The organism is Micromonospora sp. WMMD1120, from assembly GCF_029626235.1.
Lineage (GTDB): Bacteria > Actinomycetota > Actinomycetes > Mycobacteriales > Micromonosporaceae > Micromonospora.
Genome location: NZ_JARUBO010000005.1, coordinates 4,151,048 through 4,167,728 on the forward strand (window position 1 = coordinate 4,151,048; position 16,681 = coordinate 4,167,728).

Sequence of the window (16,681 nt, forward strand, 5' to 3'; positions counted from 1 at the left end):
ATCTCAGTCCCCTGGAGGACGGCATGAGCCAACTCGACCCGAGCGGACCACCAGGACCACGGTTCACCAGGTCGCATCACGTCCAGAACGCTGTCTTCGCCGCCGGGGTGGCGCTGGTGGTGGCAGTGGTCACCACCGGGCTGGCCCCCACCGCCGACGGTGCCCCACCCGCAGCCGTCGCCGCCACACCCGATCGGGTGTCGTACGAGGCGGCGCCGTGCACCCGGGAGTTGGAGGGCACGACCTGGTTGCTCGACCCGTGCGTCGAGCCGGGCGGGAAACTCCCGGCCGCAGTCGAGGCGCGACTCGCGCGGATCCGTACCGAGAAGGCCGCGGCTACCGCCGACTGCCCGGACCCGACGGAGTCACCCTCGCCCTCGACCTCGCCGACCCGGGAGACCCGTCCGCCGGTGACCGTCGAGCCGGTGTCGCAGCGAGCCGCCGCCGCGACCGCGACCGCCCCCACGTCGACGGCGACCGCTCCCACGTCGACGGCGTCGCCATCGTCGACCGCCGAGCCCACCGACACGCCCTGCCCCTCCGGCAGCGCGTCCCCATCGGGCAGCGCCTCACCATCGACAAGCGCGTCGCCGTCGGAGAGTGCGTCACCGTCGGAGAGTGCGTCACCCTCGGAGAGCGCGTCGCCGTCGGAGAGTGCGTCGCCGTCGGAGAGCGCGTCGCCGTCGGAGAGCGCGTCACCCTCGGAGAGCGCGTCACCCTCGGAGAGCGCGTCGCCGTCGGAGAGTGCTTCTCCCTCGGAGAGCGCGTCGCCGTCCGGGACCGCCTCTCCGTCGGAGAGCACGTCGCCGTCGGGCAGCGCCTCACCGTCCGAGTCGGCCTCCCCGAGCGAGTCGTCCTCACCGAGCGACGATCCGGACCCGACCGACCCACCGACCGGCCCCACCGGCGGGCCGCCTCCGCCGCCCCCACCGCCGCCGCCGACCGGCTGCCCGAACGTGAGCGGCAACCCCACGCTGGTGGACGCCAACAAGGACCGGATCCGCTGCCGGGAGGTGCAGACCGTCTCGGACGACACGGTCCTGACCCTCACCGGTGACTCGATCAGCTCGTCGCACCACCAGTGGGGCTTCGGCGTGGGCCCCGGTTGCCCGATGACCTCGTTCGACGACCGTGGTATGCCCGGCAACAACGGGGTCTTCAGCTACGGGCGGCGCTACTTCGACATGGACGGCAGCATCGTCGACTACGACAACTACGCCCGCACCGGTTACGGGACCGGCGACATCATCGCCGGTCGCGCCGGCCCCGACGCCTGTGGCAACGCCTGGGCACGGGTGGCCAGCCCACTCGGCCTCGCCACCGCACGGATCGCCAAGGCGAAGGCGGACGGACACCAGGCGTACCACGCCACCACCGGTGGCGTGAACAACACCAACTGGACCACCGTGCTGACCCGCCTGGCGATGTGTCGCGCTCTCGAGTTCGCGGGCGAGACGCTGAACCCGTACGGCGTCTTCCGCTTCGAATGGGCGGCGGTGGGCGGCAAGGCCGGCATCGTCACCAACGGCGGTGGCTGCAACTTCTGGCTGGACCTCCCGGTGGGCGAGGACTACTACATCAACATCGGTGTGCCCCGCTACGACGGCCCGGCCCAGTACTCCACGATCACCGCACACGCGACCAGGATCGTCAACGCGCTGCTCACCGCCGGTGCGGACAAGGTGGTGTGGATGCTCTACTACGACATCACGCCGGCGAACGTCGACGTCGGACAGTACGCCTGGGCCAAGCTCAAGTCGCTCCTGCCGCCCTCGACACACTCGTACCTGCCGGCGGCCCCGGTGTCGACGCTGCAACCGCTCATCGACCCGCTCTGGGTGGGTACCGTACGGGGTGTGATCGGCGACCTCAACCGGGCGATCCAGCTCGGCGTCCCGTTCCACGAGTCCGTCCGGGTGGCGCTACCGCCGCCGTTCACCCCCGGTGACATCCAGATAACCGCTGAGGGTGGCTCGCCGCACCCCAGCCCGTCCGGGCAGGACGCGTTGGCCAACACCCTGGCCGGGGCGCTCAACGACATCTGACGCGCACCTGACCCACCCGTGGAATGGGGAGGAGCTGCCGACGCGGCTCCTCCCCGTCACCGGACGAATGGAAGTCTGCCTGAATTGCGCGTATCGCCCCGGTACCTGTCCTGCTGCGCCGTACCCTCGGGACAAAAATTGCTATACGGTCGGCGAATGAAGGTCGAGGAGCACTGGTGGAACGGAGACACGACCCCGCGCGGACGCCGGGACGTGTATATCCGTACTGACGGGCAGGGTTGGGAGGTCCGCGCCCAGATCGGTGGGGCGTCGGGTCGTGAGCGGGTGCAGCAGTGCCCCAGCAGGGCCTCGGCGGCCATCCTCGCCGACGCCTGGCGCGGCACCCACCCTTCCTGGCGCGAGCTGAAGCAGCGCTGATCCGGCGCCGGGCCGGGTCGGCGACCCCCTCCGGGCTTGCGCCCGGTACACCCGTCGACCGGGCCCGGCGCACGGAATCCTAGTGATCATCTGATGACAGGTAGTTCCAGTCAGGCGGATTCAGCTACTTTCCATCACTTGATCAAGCGTGACACGTGATCAATGGCGACGGGAGACCGTGTCTCCGCCCTCAGGTCGGGTATACGGGGGTCCGCCGGTCGCGCCCGATGGAGGTCGCCCATGCCGCAGGGTCCCGAGAAGGGGAACTCGACGCTCGACGAGGAGATCCTGGAGGCCGAGCGGCAGCTCGCCAACCTCAGCGACACCTCCGACGACGACGCGCTGACCGACGACGACGCCCGCGCGCCGGACGACGCTCCCTCCGAGCAGAACGCCGACTAGGGCGTGTGTCCCGGACGTGCCGCCCTGCCTGAACCGGCAGACCGGCCCGGCACGTCCGGGACACACAGTGGACTCAGCGTTTGAGGGTGAACGTGAAGTCGCCGGAGAGCCGACCGCCCAACCGGACCGCCGACACGAGCCTCCCTTCCGTGATCAGTCGACCGACCTCGCCCCGCGACAGACCGCAGCCGTCGGCGATCAGGCGTACCGGCCGGACCGGGATCCGCGCCGCGAAGCGGACGGCGACGTCGAGCACGTCGTGATCCAGGTCGACCGGTCCGCCGGTGTCCAGCCGCCAGGCGTCGGTCCAGTCCAGGTCGAATCGGTTACGGCGCTGCACGGCCGGGTCCTGGAGCAGCTCGGCGATCAGCCCGCTGTCGTTGTCGTGCAGCCGGTCGAGCAGTTCGGAGCGGATGGCGCCCACCGTCACCCGCTCCAGGACGGTGAGCTTCGCCGTGACCCCGCAGGCGGCGCAGAGCGCGAGGAGCCAGACGTCGATGAGTTTGTGGTTGGCGTTGACGCGGAACCGGCCGCTGGGCCGCAGTCGCTGCGACGCGCAGACGTGACAGCGACGGCGGACGAGGGGCAGGCAGGTGGGCACGACGGCCCAGGTGATGAGCACGGGGGTACACCGGTTTCCGTGAGAGATCCGCAGCAGGAAGGAGCGCGGCGCGAGGGCGCGACGCGCGACAGATCAGTGCTCGGGAAAACTCACAGGGTGTACAACGGCACGTCCTTGCCTAGACGACCCGGATGCGCAGCACGGTAACGGCGGACAGGGGTCCGCTCCACCGCTTTTCGGCGCGGGTAGGTCGTCGGCGACGTCAGTCGGTCGGGACCGGCAGCACCACGCCCTCGGCGGCCGACCGGTGCGCCAGCTCGATCAGCTCGACGGTGGCGACCGAGTCCCGGGGGTCCACCGGCAGCGGCGTGCCGTCCCGCAGCGCCGCCGCCACCCGCGCGTAGAAGGTCTGGTACGCGCCCGGCTCGGTCGGCACCGGTCGCAGGTCACCGTCGACGCCGAGCAGGCCGTAGCGCTCCGGCGGGACCTCGCCCCAGCCCGGCTGGCCCGGACGACCGCCGTCGTGCAGCGCCGCCTCCTGCACGTCCAGCCCGTACGTCGTGTAACCGGCCCGGTCGCCCAGCACCCGCAGCCGGGGCCCGAGTTGGGCGGTCACCGCACCCATCCACAGGTGCGAGTGGACCCCGTTCGCGTGTGTCAACGCCACGAAGGCGTCGTCGTCCACGGCCGCGCCCGCGCGGCGACGGTCCACCTCGGCGTAGACCCGCTCGACCGGGCCGAAGAGCTGCACCGCCTGGTCGACGAGGTGGGCGCCGAGGTCGAACAGGGCGCCACCGGCCTCCTCCGGGCCGGCCAGCTCCCGCCAGCCCGGCTTGATCGCCGGGCGGAACCGCTCGAACCGCGACTCGAAGCGCAGCACCCGGCCCAGCTCACCCTGCTCCACCAGGCTGCGGGCGGTCAGGAAGTCGCCGTCCCAGCGCCGGTTCTGGAACACCGTCAGCGGCACCCGACGCTCGGTCGCCTCGTCCACCAGCTCGCGACCCTCCGCCGCCGTGGCCGCCAGTGGCTTGTCGACGACGACCGGCAGACCGGCGGCGAGCGCCGCCCGCGCCAACGGCACGTGGTGCCGGTTCGGCGTCGCGACCACCACCAGGTCCAGAGACTCCGGGGTACGCCAGAGTTCGTCGGCGTCGTCGACCAGCCGGGCGTCCGGGAAGTGCTGCCGGGCCTGCTCGCGCCGCTGCGGATCGCGGGTCACGACGGCGTCCAGCCGCAGCCCCGGAGTGGCGGCGATCAACGGGGCGTGGAACACCCGGCCCGCCAGTCCGTACCCCAGCAGCCCAACCCGCAGTGCCTCCGCCATGCCGTGCCCCCATTCCAGTGGTCCGCGCCCGGTCCGGCGGCGGTTCCGCAGACCGAATCTACGCCCCGGGCGGCCCGGCCCGACCACGGCCCGGCGCTGGTCAGCCCCCCGGCTCGGCGCGCAGGTAGGTCAGCACCGCGAGCACCCGGCGGTTGGTGTCGTCACTGGGCGGCAGGTCGAGCTTCAGCAGGATGCTGCCGACGTGCTTGCCGACCGCCGCCTCGCTGACGTGCAACCGGCCGGCGATCGAGGCGTTGGACCGGCCCTCGGCGAGCAGCGCCAGCACCTCACGTTCCCGCGCGGAGAGCGCGGCGAGCGGGTCGCGTGGGCGGTGCAGCAGTTGCCGCACCACGTCCGGGTCGATGGCGGTGCCGCCGGCGGTGACCCGGCGCAGGGTGTCGACGAACTCGGCGACCTCGGCGACCCGGTCCTTCAGCAGGTAGCCCACCCGCTGGCCGTCGCCGCTGTCCAGCAGCGCGGCCGCGTACCCGGTCTGCACGTACTGGCTGAGCACCACGACCGGCAGGTGCTGTCGCTCGGCGCGCAGCGTGACGGCCGCGCGCAGCCCGTCGTCGTGCCGCCCCGGCGGCATCCGGATGTCGGTCAGCACCAGGTCCGGCTGGTGCGCACGGGCCGCCTCCAGCAACTCCGGCGCGGAGCCGACGGCCGCGCACACTGTGAAGTCGAAGCGGGTCAGCAGCGCGACCAGGCCCTCCCGCAACAGCACCTCGTCCTCCGCGAGCACCACCCGGGTCAGCGACGGCATGGCAGCTCCACCCGGAGCACCGTAGGCCCGCCGGGCGGGCTGGACAGCAGCAGCCGCCCGTCCACCGCGGCCACCCGGTCGGCCAGCCCGGTCAGGCCGGTGCCCGCCGCCGGGTCGGCGCCGCCCCGACCGTCGTCGGCGACCTCGACGACGAGATTTCCGGCGGGCTGGGTGAGGCGTACGTCGGCGCGCGTCGCCCGGGCGTGCCGGGCGACGTTGCCCAGCGCCTCGGACACCACGAAGTACGCGGTCGTCTCCACGATCTCCGGCAGCGGCGCGGGCAACTCGGTGTGCACGGTGACCGGGATGGTGGCGGCGTCGGCGAGTTCGCGTACCGCGCCGGCCAGGCCGAGATCGGTGAGGCTCTGCGGGCGGATGCCCTGCACCAACTGCCGCAGCATCACCATCAGGCCTCGGGCCTGCTCGTGCGCCACGGCCAGAGGGCGGGCCGCGGGCGAGTCCTCGGGCACGTCGAGCCGGGCCAGGCCCAACTGGAGGGTGAGGCTGGTCAGCCGGGGCTGCGCGCCGTCGTGCAGGTCCCGCTCGATGCGGCGGCGCTCCGCCTCGTACGCGCCGACCAGCCGGGTACGGGATCGGGTGACCTCGCGCAGCGCCGCCGCGTCGATCGGCGAGGCCAGTGCCCACCGGGCCACCGCGGCCTGCGCGGCGGCGAGCAGGCCGATGGCGTAGCAGAGCACCGGCAGCAGCAGCACGCCCAGGATCGCGTACGGAACGGCCTCGCCGGTGCTCTCGATCGGCCGCCAGATCACCACCGGGTCGCCGTCGCCGGCCAGCCAGGGACTGGTGATCATGCCAAGGTCGAGCAACGCGAGGACCAGGACCATCCAGTACGCGACCGGCACGGCCCCGCCCAACCAGAACAGGTACGCCACGGCGCGCCAGCCGGCGGCGCTGCGGTAGCGGGCGGCGAGGCCCGGCCAGGGCGACGCGGGCAGCGGGCGGTCGTCGACCAGCCTGGTCCGCCACCGCTCGATGACAGCCACCGGGTGACTGACGAGCGGCGCCAGCGCCACCAGCAGGAGGCTGCCGGTGGCCAGGAACAGCATCAGCGCGATGCTCGGTGGCCGGCCGTGCTGCCGCACGGCGTTGACGGCGGCCAGCAGGGGGGCGCCGATGACGAGCAGGCCGACGCCGAGCACGCTGGCGATCGGCACCGTGGTGACCAGGTAGGCGAGCGCCCGCCAGGGCCAGGCGGAGAGCAGCCAGCGGCGGCGGCGCAGCGCCTCGGCCAGGTGCGATGGGTGTTCCGGGGTCATGCCGCAGACGCTAATCGCGGGCCACCGGCCGCCCCAGCCGTCCAGATCCACTTTCCGGGGTATGCCCAGCACTACCACCGCCACCGCACTCGCCGACGTACGACGTACGCCGGCGTTGCTAGGATGGCGGCACCATGGCGAGTGAGCGCAAGGCGATCGCGGACCCGGCCCGCAGCCTGGCCATCCTCTGGCGCACCCGGGAGCCGACCAGCCGCAGCGCCGGGCCGGGGCTCAGCGTCGACCGGATCGTCCACGCCGCCATCGAGATCGCCGACGCCGAGGGTCTGGACGCGCTGACCATGCGCCGGGTCGCCGAGGCGCTGGGCGTGGGCACCATGTCGGTCTACACGTACGTGCCCGGCAAGGCCGAACTCGTCGCGGTCATGATCGACACCGTGTACGGGGAGATGCCGCGTCCGGCCGCCGAGGGCGACTGGCGGGCCCGGTTGGAGCGGATCGCCCGTGACAATCTGGCGCTCTACCAACGGCACCCCTGGATGCTGCGGGCCGAGACGACCCGGCCGGTGCTCGGGCCGCACCTGCTGGCCAAGTACGACAGCGAACTCGCCGCGGTCGCCGACATCGGGCTCACCGACGTCGAGATGGACGCCGTGCTCACCCTCGTGCTGGGGCACGTGAAGAGCTCCGCGCGCGCCGCCTCCGAGGTGGTGGACCTGGAGCGCGCGACCGGCATGACCGACGGTCAGTGGTGGCAGTCGCACGCGCCCTGGCTGGAGACCTTCCTCGAACCGGGCGCCTACCCGACGGCGTCCCGGGTCGGCACGGCCGCCGGGCAGCGGCACGGCGCCGCGTACGGCCCGGAGTACGCGTTCGAGTTCGGTCTGCAACGCGTCCTCGACGGCATCTCGGTGGTGGTCGCCGAGCGGGCGGCCGCCAGCTAGCTCGTTCCGGCTCGGCGGAACCCGCCCGAGCCCGCTCGTCCGGGTGGTACGACTGGGGCGGCGGTGGTGCGGGCCGGGAAGGATCGCGATGACGGGCGGGCTTGCCGGGCGGCTGCTGCAACGACGGGAGAGCCCGCGCCGGGCCTCGTTCCTGGAGCTCTTCTTCGACCTGGCGTTCATCTTCGCGCTGACCCGGCTGTCCCGGGCGCTGCTCGACGACCCCAGCCTCAACGGCGGCATCCAGGTGCTGCTGATGCTGGCGGCGCTCTGGTGGGTGTGGTTCGTGACCGCCTGGTCGGCGGACTGGTTCGACCCGCGCGCGCCGCTGATCGTCGCCCTGCTGCTCTGGGTGATGTTCGGCGGTCTGCTGATGGCCGCCGCGGTGCCCACCGTCTTCGACGGGCACGCGCTGGTGTTCGCCATCGCCTACGTTGCCATCCACCTGGGCCGGGCGGGGATGCTGCTGCCCGCCCTGCGCGGGCACCCGCTGCAACTGCGCAGTCTGCGGGTGGCCATCTGGTTCGCGATCTCCGGCGTGCTCTGGGTGGTCGGGGCGGCCGTCGACCCGGCCCGGGAGGCGCTCTGGGCGACCGCGCTCCTGCTGGAGTACTCGCTGGCCCGGCTGCGCTGGCCGTTTCCCGGGCTCGGGCGTAGCTCCTGGATCGACCTCCAGGTGAACGGCATGCACCTCTCCGAGCGCTACCAGCAGATCTTCATCATCGCCCTGGGTGAGCTGATCCTGATCTCCGGCATCACCTACAGCCAGTCCGGCCTGGACCGCGACAGCACGGTCGCCTTCGCACTGGCGTTCGTGACAGCGGTGGCCCTCGCCCGGCTGTACCTGGTGCCCGCCGGCGGGCGGCTGGGCACGCGGATCGAGGCGGCCGGCCCGCCCGGGAGCAGGCTGACGCTCAAGGCGGGCTACCTGCACCTCGTCATGATCGCCGGGGTGCTGGCCACCTCCGTCGCCATGGAGATGACGATCGACGATCCGATGGAGCACGACACCGGCCAGTTGGCGCTGGGCGTCGTCGGCCCCGCGCTGTTCCTGACCGGCCGGATCCACCTCGCGGTGGTGGTCGACGGTGGCCGGCCCTGGGCGCGCCTGGTCGGGGTGCCGGTCATCATCGCGGCGGGCCTGGCGACAGCGCGGCTACCGCAACTCGTCAACAGCGCCGTCGTGGCCGGGGTGCTACTGCTGATCGTCCTGGTCGACGCGATGCCCGGCCTGCGGCGGTTCCTCCGGCGGGGCGCGGGGAGTGCCGCGCCCGACCGGCGGCACGGGTAGCAGCCCGATGCCTGAGGGGCGAGCCGGCGACCAGCCGCCACCGGACGACGTGGTGGAGCTGCGGGTGCACGGCGTGTCCGGGGCGGAGCCGACAGCCGTTCTCGCCCGGACGCGGGTGCGGCAGGTGGCCGGGGACGACAGCGGGGGCTTCTACCGTGCCGCCGGCCGGGACCCGGACGGGCTGACGCTGGAGGCGTACCGCTGGGGTGACCTGCCCACCGGCACCGTGGGTCGCACCCTCGCCATGGTCTTCCTGCTGCCGTTCATGCTCAGCAACGTGGCGGTGTGGATGCGCCCCGCCGGCCGCCGCGGCGCGGCGGGGGTCACCCTGCTGTGCCGGCTCCTCGCGCTCAACCTCACGGTGCTGTACGTGGTGTCCATCGCCGGGGTCGCCCTCGACCTGCTCGCCTGGCAGTGTCTCGGCGCGGCCCGCTGCCGGGCCCCCTTCGACAGCATGGGCGGGCTCGACGGCCGGCACGTCGGGCAGCGGCTGGCCGTGCTCGCGCTGCTGCCGGTCGCCGCCCTGGTGGCGCTGCGGCTGCTCGGCAGCCGGCGGTCCCGTCCGGCGGACAAGCCGCTCTGGCCCGTCGAACCACTGGTGCAACGGCTGCGCGCGATCCACGTCGCCGCCGCGCTCGCCGTACTCGATGTGGTGTTGCTCGTGGCGCGTCACGCCGGCGGCGCCACGGCCGCGACGACGCCGCTGCTGGCACTCGGCGCGGCGGTGTTGCTGGTCTGCGTCGGCCTGCTCGCGGCACCGGGGTTGATCGACCGGGCCGCGACCGCGCGCGCTGCCACCCGGACCGCCCGCGCGACCAACGTGGTGGCGGTCGGACTGACCGTGGCGACCCTCGTCGTCGTCGCGCGCGACGAGCGTGGCTGGCCGTCGGCGACCGGACTGCCCGGCTACGACGGGACCGCCGGCGCGGCGCTGTTCGGCCAGATGATCCTGCTGGTGCTGCTCAGCGGCCTGGTGCTCTGGCACCGAGGTCCCGCGCGCGGCCGGTCCGCGCTGCGGCGCGGGCTCGGCGCGGCGGCTCTCGCCGCCATCGCCGTCGGCATGGCGGGCGCGCTCTCCGCCGGCCTCGTCTACCAGGCGGGGCAACTGCTCGGCGGTTACCGCGACGAGGGCGGACCGCCGCTGCCGTACCGGTGGACGCTGTTGGCCTTCTTCCTGCACGTGACCGCGGCGGCGCTGGTGTGCGGCGCGCTGACACTCGTGTCGCGGCGGCGGCGTCGTCGTGCGGCGGCGGCGATCACCGCCCGGGACTTCCCGGTCGTGCCGCCGCCGCCGGCGGCCGGTCGGCTGCGGCTGGCGACGGATGCGGTCGCCCGCGCGCGGTTCACCGAGTGGTTCGGTCTGCTCGCGGTGATCTACGCGGTGCTCGCCGTCATCGGGCTGGTCACGAGTCTGCTGGGGCGCTCCGGGCGGCAGCCGGAGACCCTCGCGCGCGAGCTGCTCGGGTTGCCGGCCGAAGCGGTCGGGATGGGCCTCGCGGGGGCCACCTATCTCCTCGCCGCGCTGGTCGTCCTGCTGGTGTCCGGTGGTGTGTTCGCCTACCGGACGGCGTGGTTCCGCCGGCACGTCGGCATCCTGTGGGACCTGGGCACCTTCTGGCCCCGGGCCGCGCACCCGTTCGCGCCGGCGAGCTACGCCGATCGCGCGGTGCCGGAGTTGGCCGACCGGATCAGCCGGCTGGCCGAGCGGCACAGCGGGGTGCTGCTCTGCGGGCACAGCCACGGGTCGGCGCTGCTCGCGCTCGCGATCCTGCGACTGCCTCCGCGCGTCCGTCAGCGGGTCGCGCTGCTCACCCACGGATCGCCGCTGGACCGCCTCTACGCCCGGCTCTTTCCGGCCTACCTCAACGAGCAGGTCCTGCGGGAGGTGGGGAGGCGGGTCGGGTGGCGCTGGCTCAACCTGTGGCGGGACACCGACCCCGTCGGTGGGTGGATCTTCGCCGCGCACCGACCGGGCGATCCGCCCCAGGACCCCGTCGACCCGGCCGGCCGGGTCGACCGGCGGCTGCGGGACCCGCGGGACCTGCTGCCCGGGCCGGGGGAACGGTCCGCGCCGCCGCTGCGGGGGCACCATCCCGGCGAACTCGACACGGACTTCCGGGCGGCGGTGGCCGAACTCGTCGAACGTCTGCGCGGCGCGGGTTAGCGGAACCGGGCCGGGGACGCGACGCGGTCACCGGTCCATCTCGGGAATCCGGTCGGTCTCCGCCACCGTCGCGCGGACCTTGCGCAGCGTGGCGTCCGGGGCGCGGATCGCGGCGCGCCAGCGGTCTAAGGTCCGGGTGAGCACCCGGACCACGAACTGCAACTGGTTCACCTGCTCGCGCAGCACACCCAGCTCCGACCGCGCGCTCAGCGCCTCGTCCTCCAACTGCGTGATCCGCGTCTGCAACGGCTGCACGAGGGTGAGGGCCGCCTCGGTGAGGGTGTCGGCGGCGTCGGCCTTGAACTTGCCCCGCTGCACCACCACCGCTGCCATCGCGGCCAGGCCGGTGCCTCCGCCGAGGATGCCGAGCACGCTGAGCGTCACCTGGACCCAGTGCGGCGCGGAGGGTGCCGGTTGGGTCATCACGTGACACCTGCCCGCAACTCCTCGTAGGTCACGAATTCGCAGGCCCGGGCCAGGCGGCGCAGGTCGACGGCGATCTGGGCCGCCCGCCCGAGCGACCCGACAGTCACCGCCAGCACGAACGACGTCGCGACGATGGAATTTCGGCCGGACATGACCAGCAGGGCCACCGCGTACATGCCGGTGAGCGTGCCGAGCACCAGCACCGACGCGAGTTCGAGACCGAGCCCGGTGGAGAGCCGGCCGGGCCAGGAGACGCCCAGCAACCCGCCCAGCCCCACCGCGACCAGGCCCAGCTCCCAGGCGACCTGGATGGGCGCCGGCATGGACGTCTGCACCGAGGTCGGCCGCACGTTGAGGGTCATCATCAACACTCCGCAGACCGGTGCCGCGATCAGGACGGCGATCTCGTACGGCTGGTGGCGGGATCGGATACGTAGGTGCCCCACGGCGACTCCTTGGTCGAGGACCGTCAGCCGGCGGCGGCCGTGGGTCGCTGCCGTCGATGGGTCGCTTCCGTGGTGCGGCGGTCCTGACGACGAAGCCCGTTGGCGCGAGTGCGGCGGGACGGTGGTTGGGCGAGGATAGGAAGCGACTCGCCGCCGTTGGCTGCCGGTTACTGCCTGTGTATCACCGATGACCGGTTGCCGTCCACTCCGTGTAACGTCTCATTTGCGCAGCTCAGAGCCGCTTTGGCGAGGGTCTGGCGAGGGGTGGCCGGCCGGAGCGCGGCACCCGGCCGCAGGGCCGGTTTCGTGACCATGAGTGTCGGATATATTTCTCTGGGTCACGACCTGCGGCCGGTGCGCCGGCCGGTCAGCGGGCGAGCAGGGCACGCACCTCCCGCAGGACGTCCGCCGGCGCCTCCTCCGCCATGAAGTGCCCGCAGGTGACAGTCCGGTGGTCCAGGTCCGGCGCCCAGGCCCGCCACACCGCGGCCGCGTCGTAGCCGAGCGCCGCGCCCCAGTCCTGCTGGAGCACCGTCACCGGCATCCGCAGCCGGTTGCCGGCGGCGCGATCGGCGGCGTCATGGGTCACGTCGATACCGGCCGACGCCCGGTAGTCGGCGACGATCGAGGGCACCGCGTTCCGCGACGCCCGCAGGTACGCCGCCCGCACGTCCGCCGGCAGGGCCTCCGGAGTACCGGTCCAGACGTCCAGGAAGTGACCGAAGAAGGCGTCCGGACTGCCGGCGATGAGCGTCTCCGGCAGGCCGGGCGGCTGCGCCATGAGATACAGGTGGAACGCGACGGCGGCGCTGTTGCCGTGCAGCACGTCCCACATGTCGAGGGTGGGCAGCACGTCGAGCACCGCCAGGTGGCTGACCGCCGTCGGATGGTCGAGACCGGCGCGGAACGCCACCAGGGCGCCCCGGTCGTGCCCGACGAGCGCGAACCGTTCGTGGCCGAGCGCGGCGGCCAGCGCCACAACGTCGGCGGCCATGGTGCGCTTGGCGTACCCGGTGCCGTCGGTGTCGAGGGGCTTGTCGCTGTCGCCGTAGCCGCGCAGGTCGGGGCAGATGACAGTGTGGTCGGCGGCCAGGTCGGCCGCCACGTGCCGCCACATGAGGTGGGTCTGCGGGAAGCCGTGCAGCAGCACGACGGCCGGCCCGGAACCGCCCACCGCGGCGTTGAGCGTCACGCCGTCGGCGACGCTGACCCGGCGGTAGTCGAATCCGTTGATCCTGGGGTCCATGGGGAACCTTCCTGGTGAGCAGTGCCGGCTCGGGCGTGGCCCGTCGCCGTCGGACGTCGTCAAGCCTCGCCAGCGGTGATCAGCAGACGGTCAGCGGCGGATCAGTGCCGGTCCGCCGAGCCGCCTAGATTGGTGCCATGACCAGGCCGGAGAGGACGCCCGGCGCGGTGACCTTCGGCGTGCTCGGGCCGCTGACCGCCGCGATCGGCGGCGACCCGGTGCCCCTGCGCGGGCACCGGCAGCGTCTCGTGCTGGCCCGGCTGCTGCTCGCGCACGGGCGTGTGGTGCCGGTGGACCGTCTCGTCGACGACCTCTGGGAGGTCGCGCCGGACGGCGCGGTGGGCGCGATCCGGACCTTCGTCGCCGACCTGCGGCGGGCGCTGGAGCCCGACCGGCCACCCCGGCAGCCGCCCCGGGTCCTGGTCACCGAACCACCCGGGTACGTGGTGCGGGCCGACCCGGACGCGGTGGACGCCGACCGGTTCGAGGCGGCCGTCGCTGAGGCTGCCCATCTGCTGGAGGCAGGACGTCCCGGGCCGGCCCTGACCGGTCTGGACACGGCGCTCGGGCTCTGGCGCGGGCCCGCGTACGCCGACGCCGCGACGGAGACCTGGGCGGTCGCGGAGGTCAACCGGCTGAACGAGCTACGGTCGCTCGCCGTCGAGCGGCGGGCCGAGGCGCTGTTGGCAATGGGCCGGCCGGAGGAGGTCGCCGCCGACCTGCCGGCCCACCTGGCGAGCTTCCCGCTGCGGGAGGACGCCTGGCGGCTGCTGGCGGTCGCCCGGTACCGGGCCGGTCGGCAGGGTGACGCGCTGGCCGCGCTGCGGGAGGCCCGGGACGTCCTGGTCACCGAGTTGGGCGTGGACCCCGGCCCCGAACTGCGGCAACTCGAAGCCGACATCCTGGCGCAGGCGCCGCACCTCACCCCGCCTCTCGGCCGGGCGGTCGCCCCCGGCCCCGACGGGACCGTCCGACCCGTGCAGCCCGCTCCGCCACGGCGTCCGTTCGTGGGCCGCGACCCGGAGCTGGCGCGGCTCGCCGGGGCGGCCGAGACCGCCGTCCGCCGACGCCGCCCCACCCTCGCCCTGCTCAGCGGCGACCCGGGCGCCGGCAAGACCGCGCTGGCCGAGGCCCTGACCGCCCGGCTCGCCGCCGAGGGCTGGACCACCGCGTGGGGGCGCATTCCGGAGTACGAGGGCGCCCCGCCGGCCTGGCCGTGGACCCAGGTCACCGACGCGCTCGCGGGGACCGTGGACGCCACGGCGGCCGGCGGGCCGAACGACGGACCGGCCGACCCCGCCGCGGCGCGGTTCCGCCGGCACCGCCGGGTCGCCGCGCTGATCTCGGCGGTCGCCGCACGAGGGCCGGTGCTGCTGGTCCTCGACGACCTGCACCGCGCCGACGGGGACACGCTCGATCTGCTGAGCGCGCTGCTCGCCGGCCCGCAGCCGGTCAGCGGGCCGGTGCTGGTCGTCGGCACCTACCGGGCCACCGAGATCAGCCCGGAGCTGACCGCGGCCCTGGCCCGCTCCGCCGGACTCGAACCGGTCCGTGAATATCTCGGCGGTCTGTCCGCGCCGGCGACCGGCGAGCTGACCGGCGCGATCGTCGGCACGGCACCCGATCCGGCCACCACCCGGTTGATCCACCAGCGCAGCGGGGGCAACCCGTTCTTCGTCCGCGAGCTGGCCCAGCTGTACGCGACGGAGGGGGAGGCGGCACTCGTCGCCGTGCCGCCCGGGGTGCGGGACGTGATCCGGCACCGGCTGGCACAGGTGCCCGCGTCGACCCGTACCGTGCTGCGGCAGGCGGCAGTGCTCGGCCGCGATGTCGACCCGGCCCTGCTGAGCGCGTTGGTCGGGGACCCCTCGGTCGCGCTGGACGCCGTCGACAGCGCCCTCCAGGCCGGGTTCCTCACCGAGCGGGAGTCCGACGGCCAGCTGCGTTTCACCCACATCCTGGTCCGCGACACGCTCTACGCCGACCTGTCCGCGCCCCGCCGTGCCGCCTGGCACGCGGCCGCCGCCGAGGTGCTGCGCCAACGGGACCCGGTCGAGCCCGCCGCCCTCGCGTACCACCTGCTGCGCGCGGGCGGGCCGGCTGCGGCCGCGCGCGCCTCCGGGTATGCCCGGCTGGCAGCCGAGCGGGCCGAGCAGCACGGCAACCCGCACGAGGCGGCCCGGATGTGGGGACAGACGATCGAGGCGTACGACCGGGCCGGCGGTATCGAGCGGCGCGAGCGTCTCACAGCGGTGCTCGGTCTGGGACGGGCGCTGGCCGTGACGGGCCGGCTGGCCGAGGCGCGGCGCTGGCGCGCCGAGGCGATCACGGCGGCCGAGGCGGTCGGCGACCCCCGACTGCTCGGGGAGGTGCTGGCGGGCTTCGACGTGCCGGCCATCTGGACGCGTAACGACGACGAGTCGCTGTCCGCACGCATCGTCCGGGCCGCCGAGCACGCCCTGACGACTCTCGACCCGAGCGACGGGACGCGGCGTAGCCGCCTGTTGAGCACTCTCGCGGTCGAGCTGCGCGGCAGCACGACCGACCGGGGCCGGCGGGCGGCGGACGAGGCCGAGACGATCGCCCGCAGCCTCGACGACCCCACCCTGCTGGCGTTCGCGCTCAACGCCCGCTTCCTGCACACCTTCGCGCGTCCCGGGCTGGCCGGCGACCGGGCCCGGATCGGCGGCGAGCTGGTCGACCTGGCCGCCCGACACCACCTGGCCACCGTCGAGGTGCTCGGTCACCTCGTGCTGGTCCAGGCCGCCTGCGCCCTTGCCGACCGGGCCCGCGCCGACGCGCACGCCGACGCCGCCGACCGTCTGGCCCGACGGTACGAGCTGCCGCTGGTCGGCGTCTTCACCGGGTGGTACGCCGCGCTCCGCCGGGCGCTCGACGGCGAGTCGGTCGGGGCGGCGGACGCGTACCGGGCGGCGGCCGGCCACCCGGGCGCCGACGGCATGCCGGGGTTGACCGAGGGTCTGCTTCCGCTCGCCCTGCTCGGCCTCTGGCTGGCCGACACGATCGGCGGCGACCGGCCGGTCCCGCCGGCCGGCGCCAAGGAGTGGGCGACTCTGGACTGGGGCGGGCACGAGCCGTGGGTCCGCCCGTTGCTCCTGCTCTCCGACGGCGACCGGGAAGCGGCCGCGGTCGCCCTGCGCGCCGTCCCCGCTTTGCCGCACGACCTGCTGCGCGAGGTCCGGCTCTGCCTCCTCGGCCGTGCCGCGTGGGCTCTCGACGACCGGGTCACGATGACTTGGGTCCACGCCGAGCTGCTGCCGGCCGTCGGCGAGATGGCGGCGGGAAGCGGGGTGCTCACCGCCGGCCCGGTGGCGGGGCACCTCGCCGACCTGGCCGGCGCACTCGGTCGGGCCGAGGAGGCGGCCCGGCACCGGCGCACCGCCCGGGCGGTCACAAACCGGGCCCGCGCCGTCGCCCGCTGACCTCCCACGACT

The 16,681-nt window shown here is 74.0% G+C and carries 15 protein-coding genes; 7 read left to right on the forward strand and 8 right to left on the reverse strand.

What is annotated here, in order from left to right:
- Window positions 1-76 precede the first annotated feature (76 nt).
- Entirely contained in the window at window positions 77-973 is an 897-nt protein-coding gene (locus O7634_RS19495; RefSeq protein ID WP_278151548.1) for a hypothetical protein, read from the reverse strand.
- On the opposite strand from O7634_RS19495, the gene O7634_RS19500 reads away from it, so the two are divergent.
- From O7634_RS19500 to O7634_RS19510, 3 genes are all read left to right on the forward strand, one after another.
- On the forward strand, window positions 957-2,045 hold the full coding sequence (locus O7634_RS19500) for a hypothetical protein (RefSeq protein ID WP_278151549.1): 1,089 nt from the start codon (window positions 957-959) through the stop codon (window positions 2,043-2,045). The genes O7634_RS19495 and O7634_RS19500 overlap by 17 nt on opposite strands.
- A 156-nt stretch (window positions 2,046-2,201) precedes the next feature.
- The gene (locus O7634_RS19505) at window positions 2,202-2,423 is read left to right on the forward strand and encodes a hypothetical protein (RefSeq protein WP_030335934.1); all 222 of its coding nucleotides are present in this window, start codon (window positions 2,202-2,204) and stop codon (window positions 2,421-2,423) included.
- 240 nt (window positions 2,424-2,663) lie between these two features.
- Window positions 2,664-2,825, forward strand: a complete 162-nt coding sequence (locus tag O7634_RS19510; protein ID WP_278151550.1) for a hypothetical protein — start codon at window positions 2,664-2,666, stop codon at window positions 2,823-2,825.
- A gap of 73 nt (window positions 2,826-2,898) precedes the next feature.
- Here O7634_RS19510 and O7634_RS19515 read toward each other — a convergent pair whose 3' ends face one another.
- From O7634_RS19515 to O7634_RS19530, 4 genes are all read right to left on the reverse strand, one after another.
- A complete protein-coding gene (locus O7634_RS19515; RefSeq protein ID WP_278151551.1) occupies window positions 2,899-3,447 on the reverse strand; it encodes a DUF1062 domain-containing protein in 549 nt (182 codons plus the stop codon).
- A 202-nt stretch (window positions 3,448-3,649) separates the two neighbouring features.
- On the reverse strand, window positions 3,650-4,711 hold the full coding sequence (locus O7634_RS19520; protein ID WP_278151552.1) for a Gfo/Idh/MocA family oxidoreductase: 1,062 nt from the start codon (window positions 4,709-4,711) through the stop codon (window positions 3,650-3,652).
- Between the two features lie 100 nt (window positions 4,712-4,811).
- Window positions 4,812-5,477 carry a response regulator transcription factor gene (locus tag O7634_RS19525; protein WP_278151553.1) on the reverse strand — a complete coding sequence of 222 codons (666 nt, stop codon included), beginning with the start codon at window positions 5,475-5,477 and terminating at the stop codon, window positions 4,812-4,814.
- A complete protein-coding gene (locus O7634_RS19530) occupies window positions 5,465-6,754 on the reverse strand; it encodes a sensor histidine kinase (RefSeq protein ID WP_278151554.1) in 1,290 nt (429 codons plus the stop codon). The genes O7634_RS19525 and O7634_RS19530 overlap by 13 nt, the downstream gene beginning before the upstream one ends.
- A 134-nt stretch (window positions 6,755-6,888) precedes the next feature.
- On the opposite strand from O7634_RS19530, the gene O7634_RS19535 reads away from it, so the two are divergent.
- The 3 genes from O7634_RS19535 to O7634_RS19545 all read left to right on the forward strand — a co-directional run bounded on the left by O7634_RS19535 (window position 6,889) and on the right by O7634_RS19545 (window position 11,108).
- On the forward strand, window positions 6,889-7,656 hold the full coding sequence (locus O7634_RS19535; RefSeq protein WP_278151555.1) for a TetR/AcrR family transcriptional regulator: 768 nt from the start codon (window positions 6,889-6,891) through the stop codon (window positions 7,654-7,656).
- An 88-nt stretch (window positions 7,657-7,744) separates the two neighbouring features.
- Window positions 7,745-8,944 (forward strand): low temperature requirement protein A, encoded by a 1,200-nt coding sequence (locus O7634_RS19540; RefSeq protein WP_278151556.1) that lies wholly within the window; start codon window positions 7,745-7,747, stop codon window positions 8,942-8,944.
- A gap of 7 nt (window positions 8,945-8,951) precedes the next feature.
- Window positions 8,952-11,108: a hypothetical protein gene (locus O7634_RS19545; RefSeq protein WP_278151557.1), complete on the forward strand. Its 2,157-nt coding sequence runs from the start codon at window positions 8,952-8,954 to the stop codon at window positions 11,106-11,108.
- A gap of 27 nt (window positions 11,109-11,135) precedes the next feature.
- Here O7634_RS19545 and O7634_RS19550 read toward each other — a convergent pair whose 3' ends face one another.
- The 3 genes from O7634_RS19550 to O7634_RS19560 all read right to left on the reverse strand — a co-directional run bounded on the left by O7634_RS19550 (window position 11,136) and on the right by O7634_RS19560 (window position 13,226).
- Window positions 11,136-11,531, reverse strand: a complete 396-nt coding sequence (locus O7634_RS19550; RefSeq protein WP_278151558.1) for a hypothetical protein — start codon at window positions 11,529-11,531, stop codon at window positions 11,136-11,138.
- Window positions 11,531-11,980 carry a hypothetical protein gene (locus tag O7634_RS19555; RefSeq protein WP_278151559.1) on the reverse strand — a complete coding sequence of 150 codons (450 nt, stop codon included), beginning with the start codon at window positions 11,978-11,980 and terminating at the stop codon, window positions 11,531-11,533. Before O7634_RS19555 ends, O7634_RS19550 begins: the two co-directional genes overlap by 1 nt.
- Before the next feature lie 367 nt (window positions 11,981-12,347).
- Entirely contained in the window at window positions 12,348-13,226 is an 879-nt protein-coding gene (locus O7634_RS19560; protein WP_278151560.1) for an alpha/beta hydrolase, read from the reverse strand.
- A gap of 137 nt (window positions 13,227-13,363) precedes the next feature.
- On the opposite strand from O7634_RS19560, the gene O7634_RS19565 reads away from it, so the two are divergent.
- On the forward strand, window positions 13,364-16,669 hold the full coding sequence (locus O7634_RS19565; protein ID WP_278151561.1) for a BTAD domain-containing putative transcriptional regulator: 3,306 nt from the start codon (window positions 13,364-13,366) through the stop codon (window positions 16,667-16,669).
- Window positions 16,670-16,681: the final 12 nt, after the last annotated feature.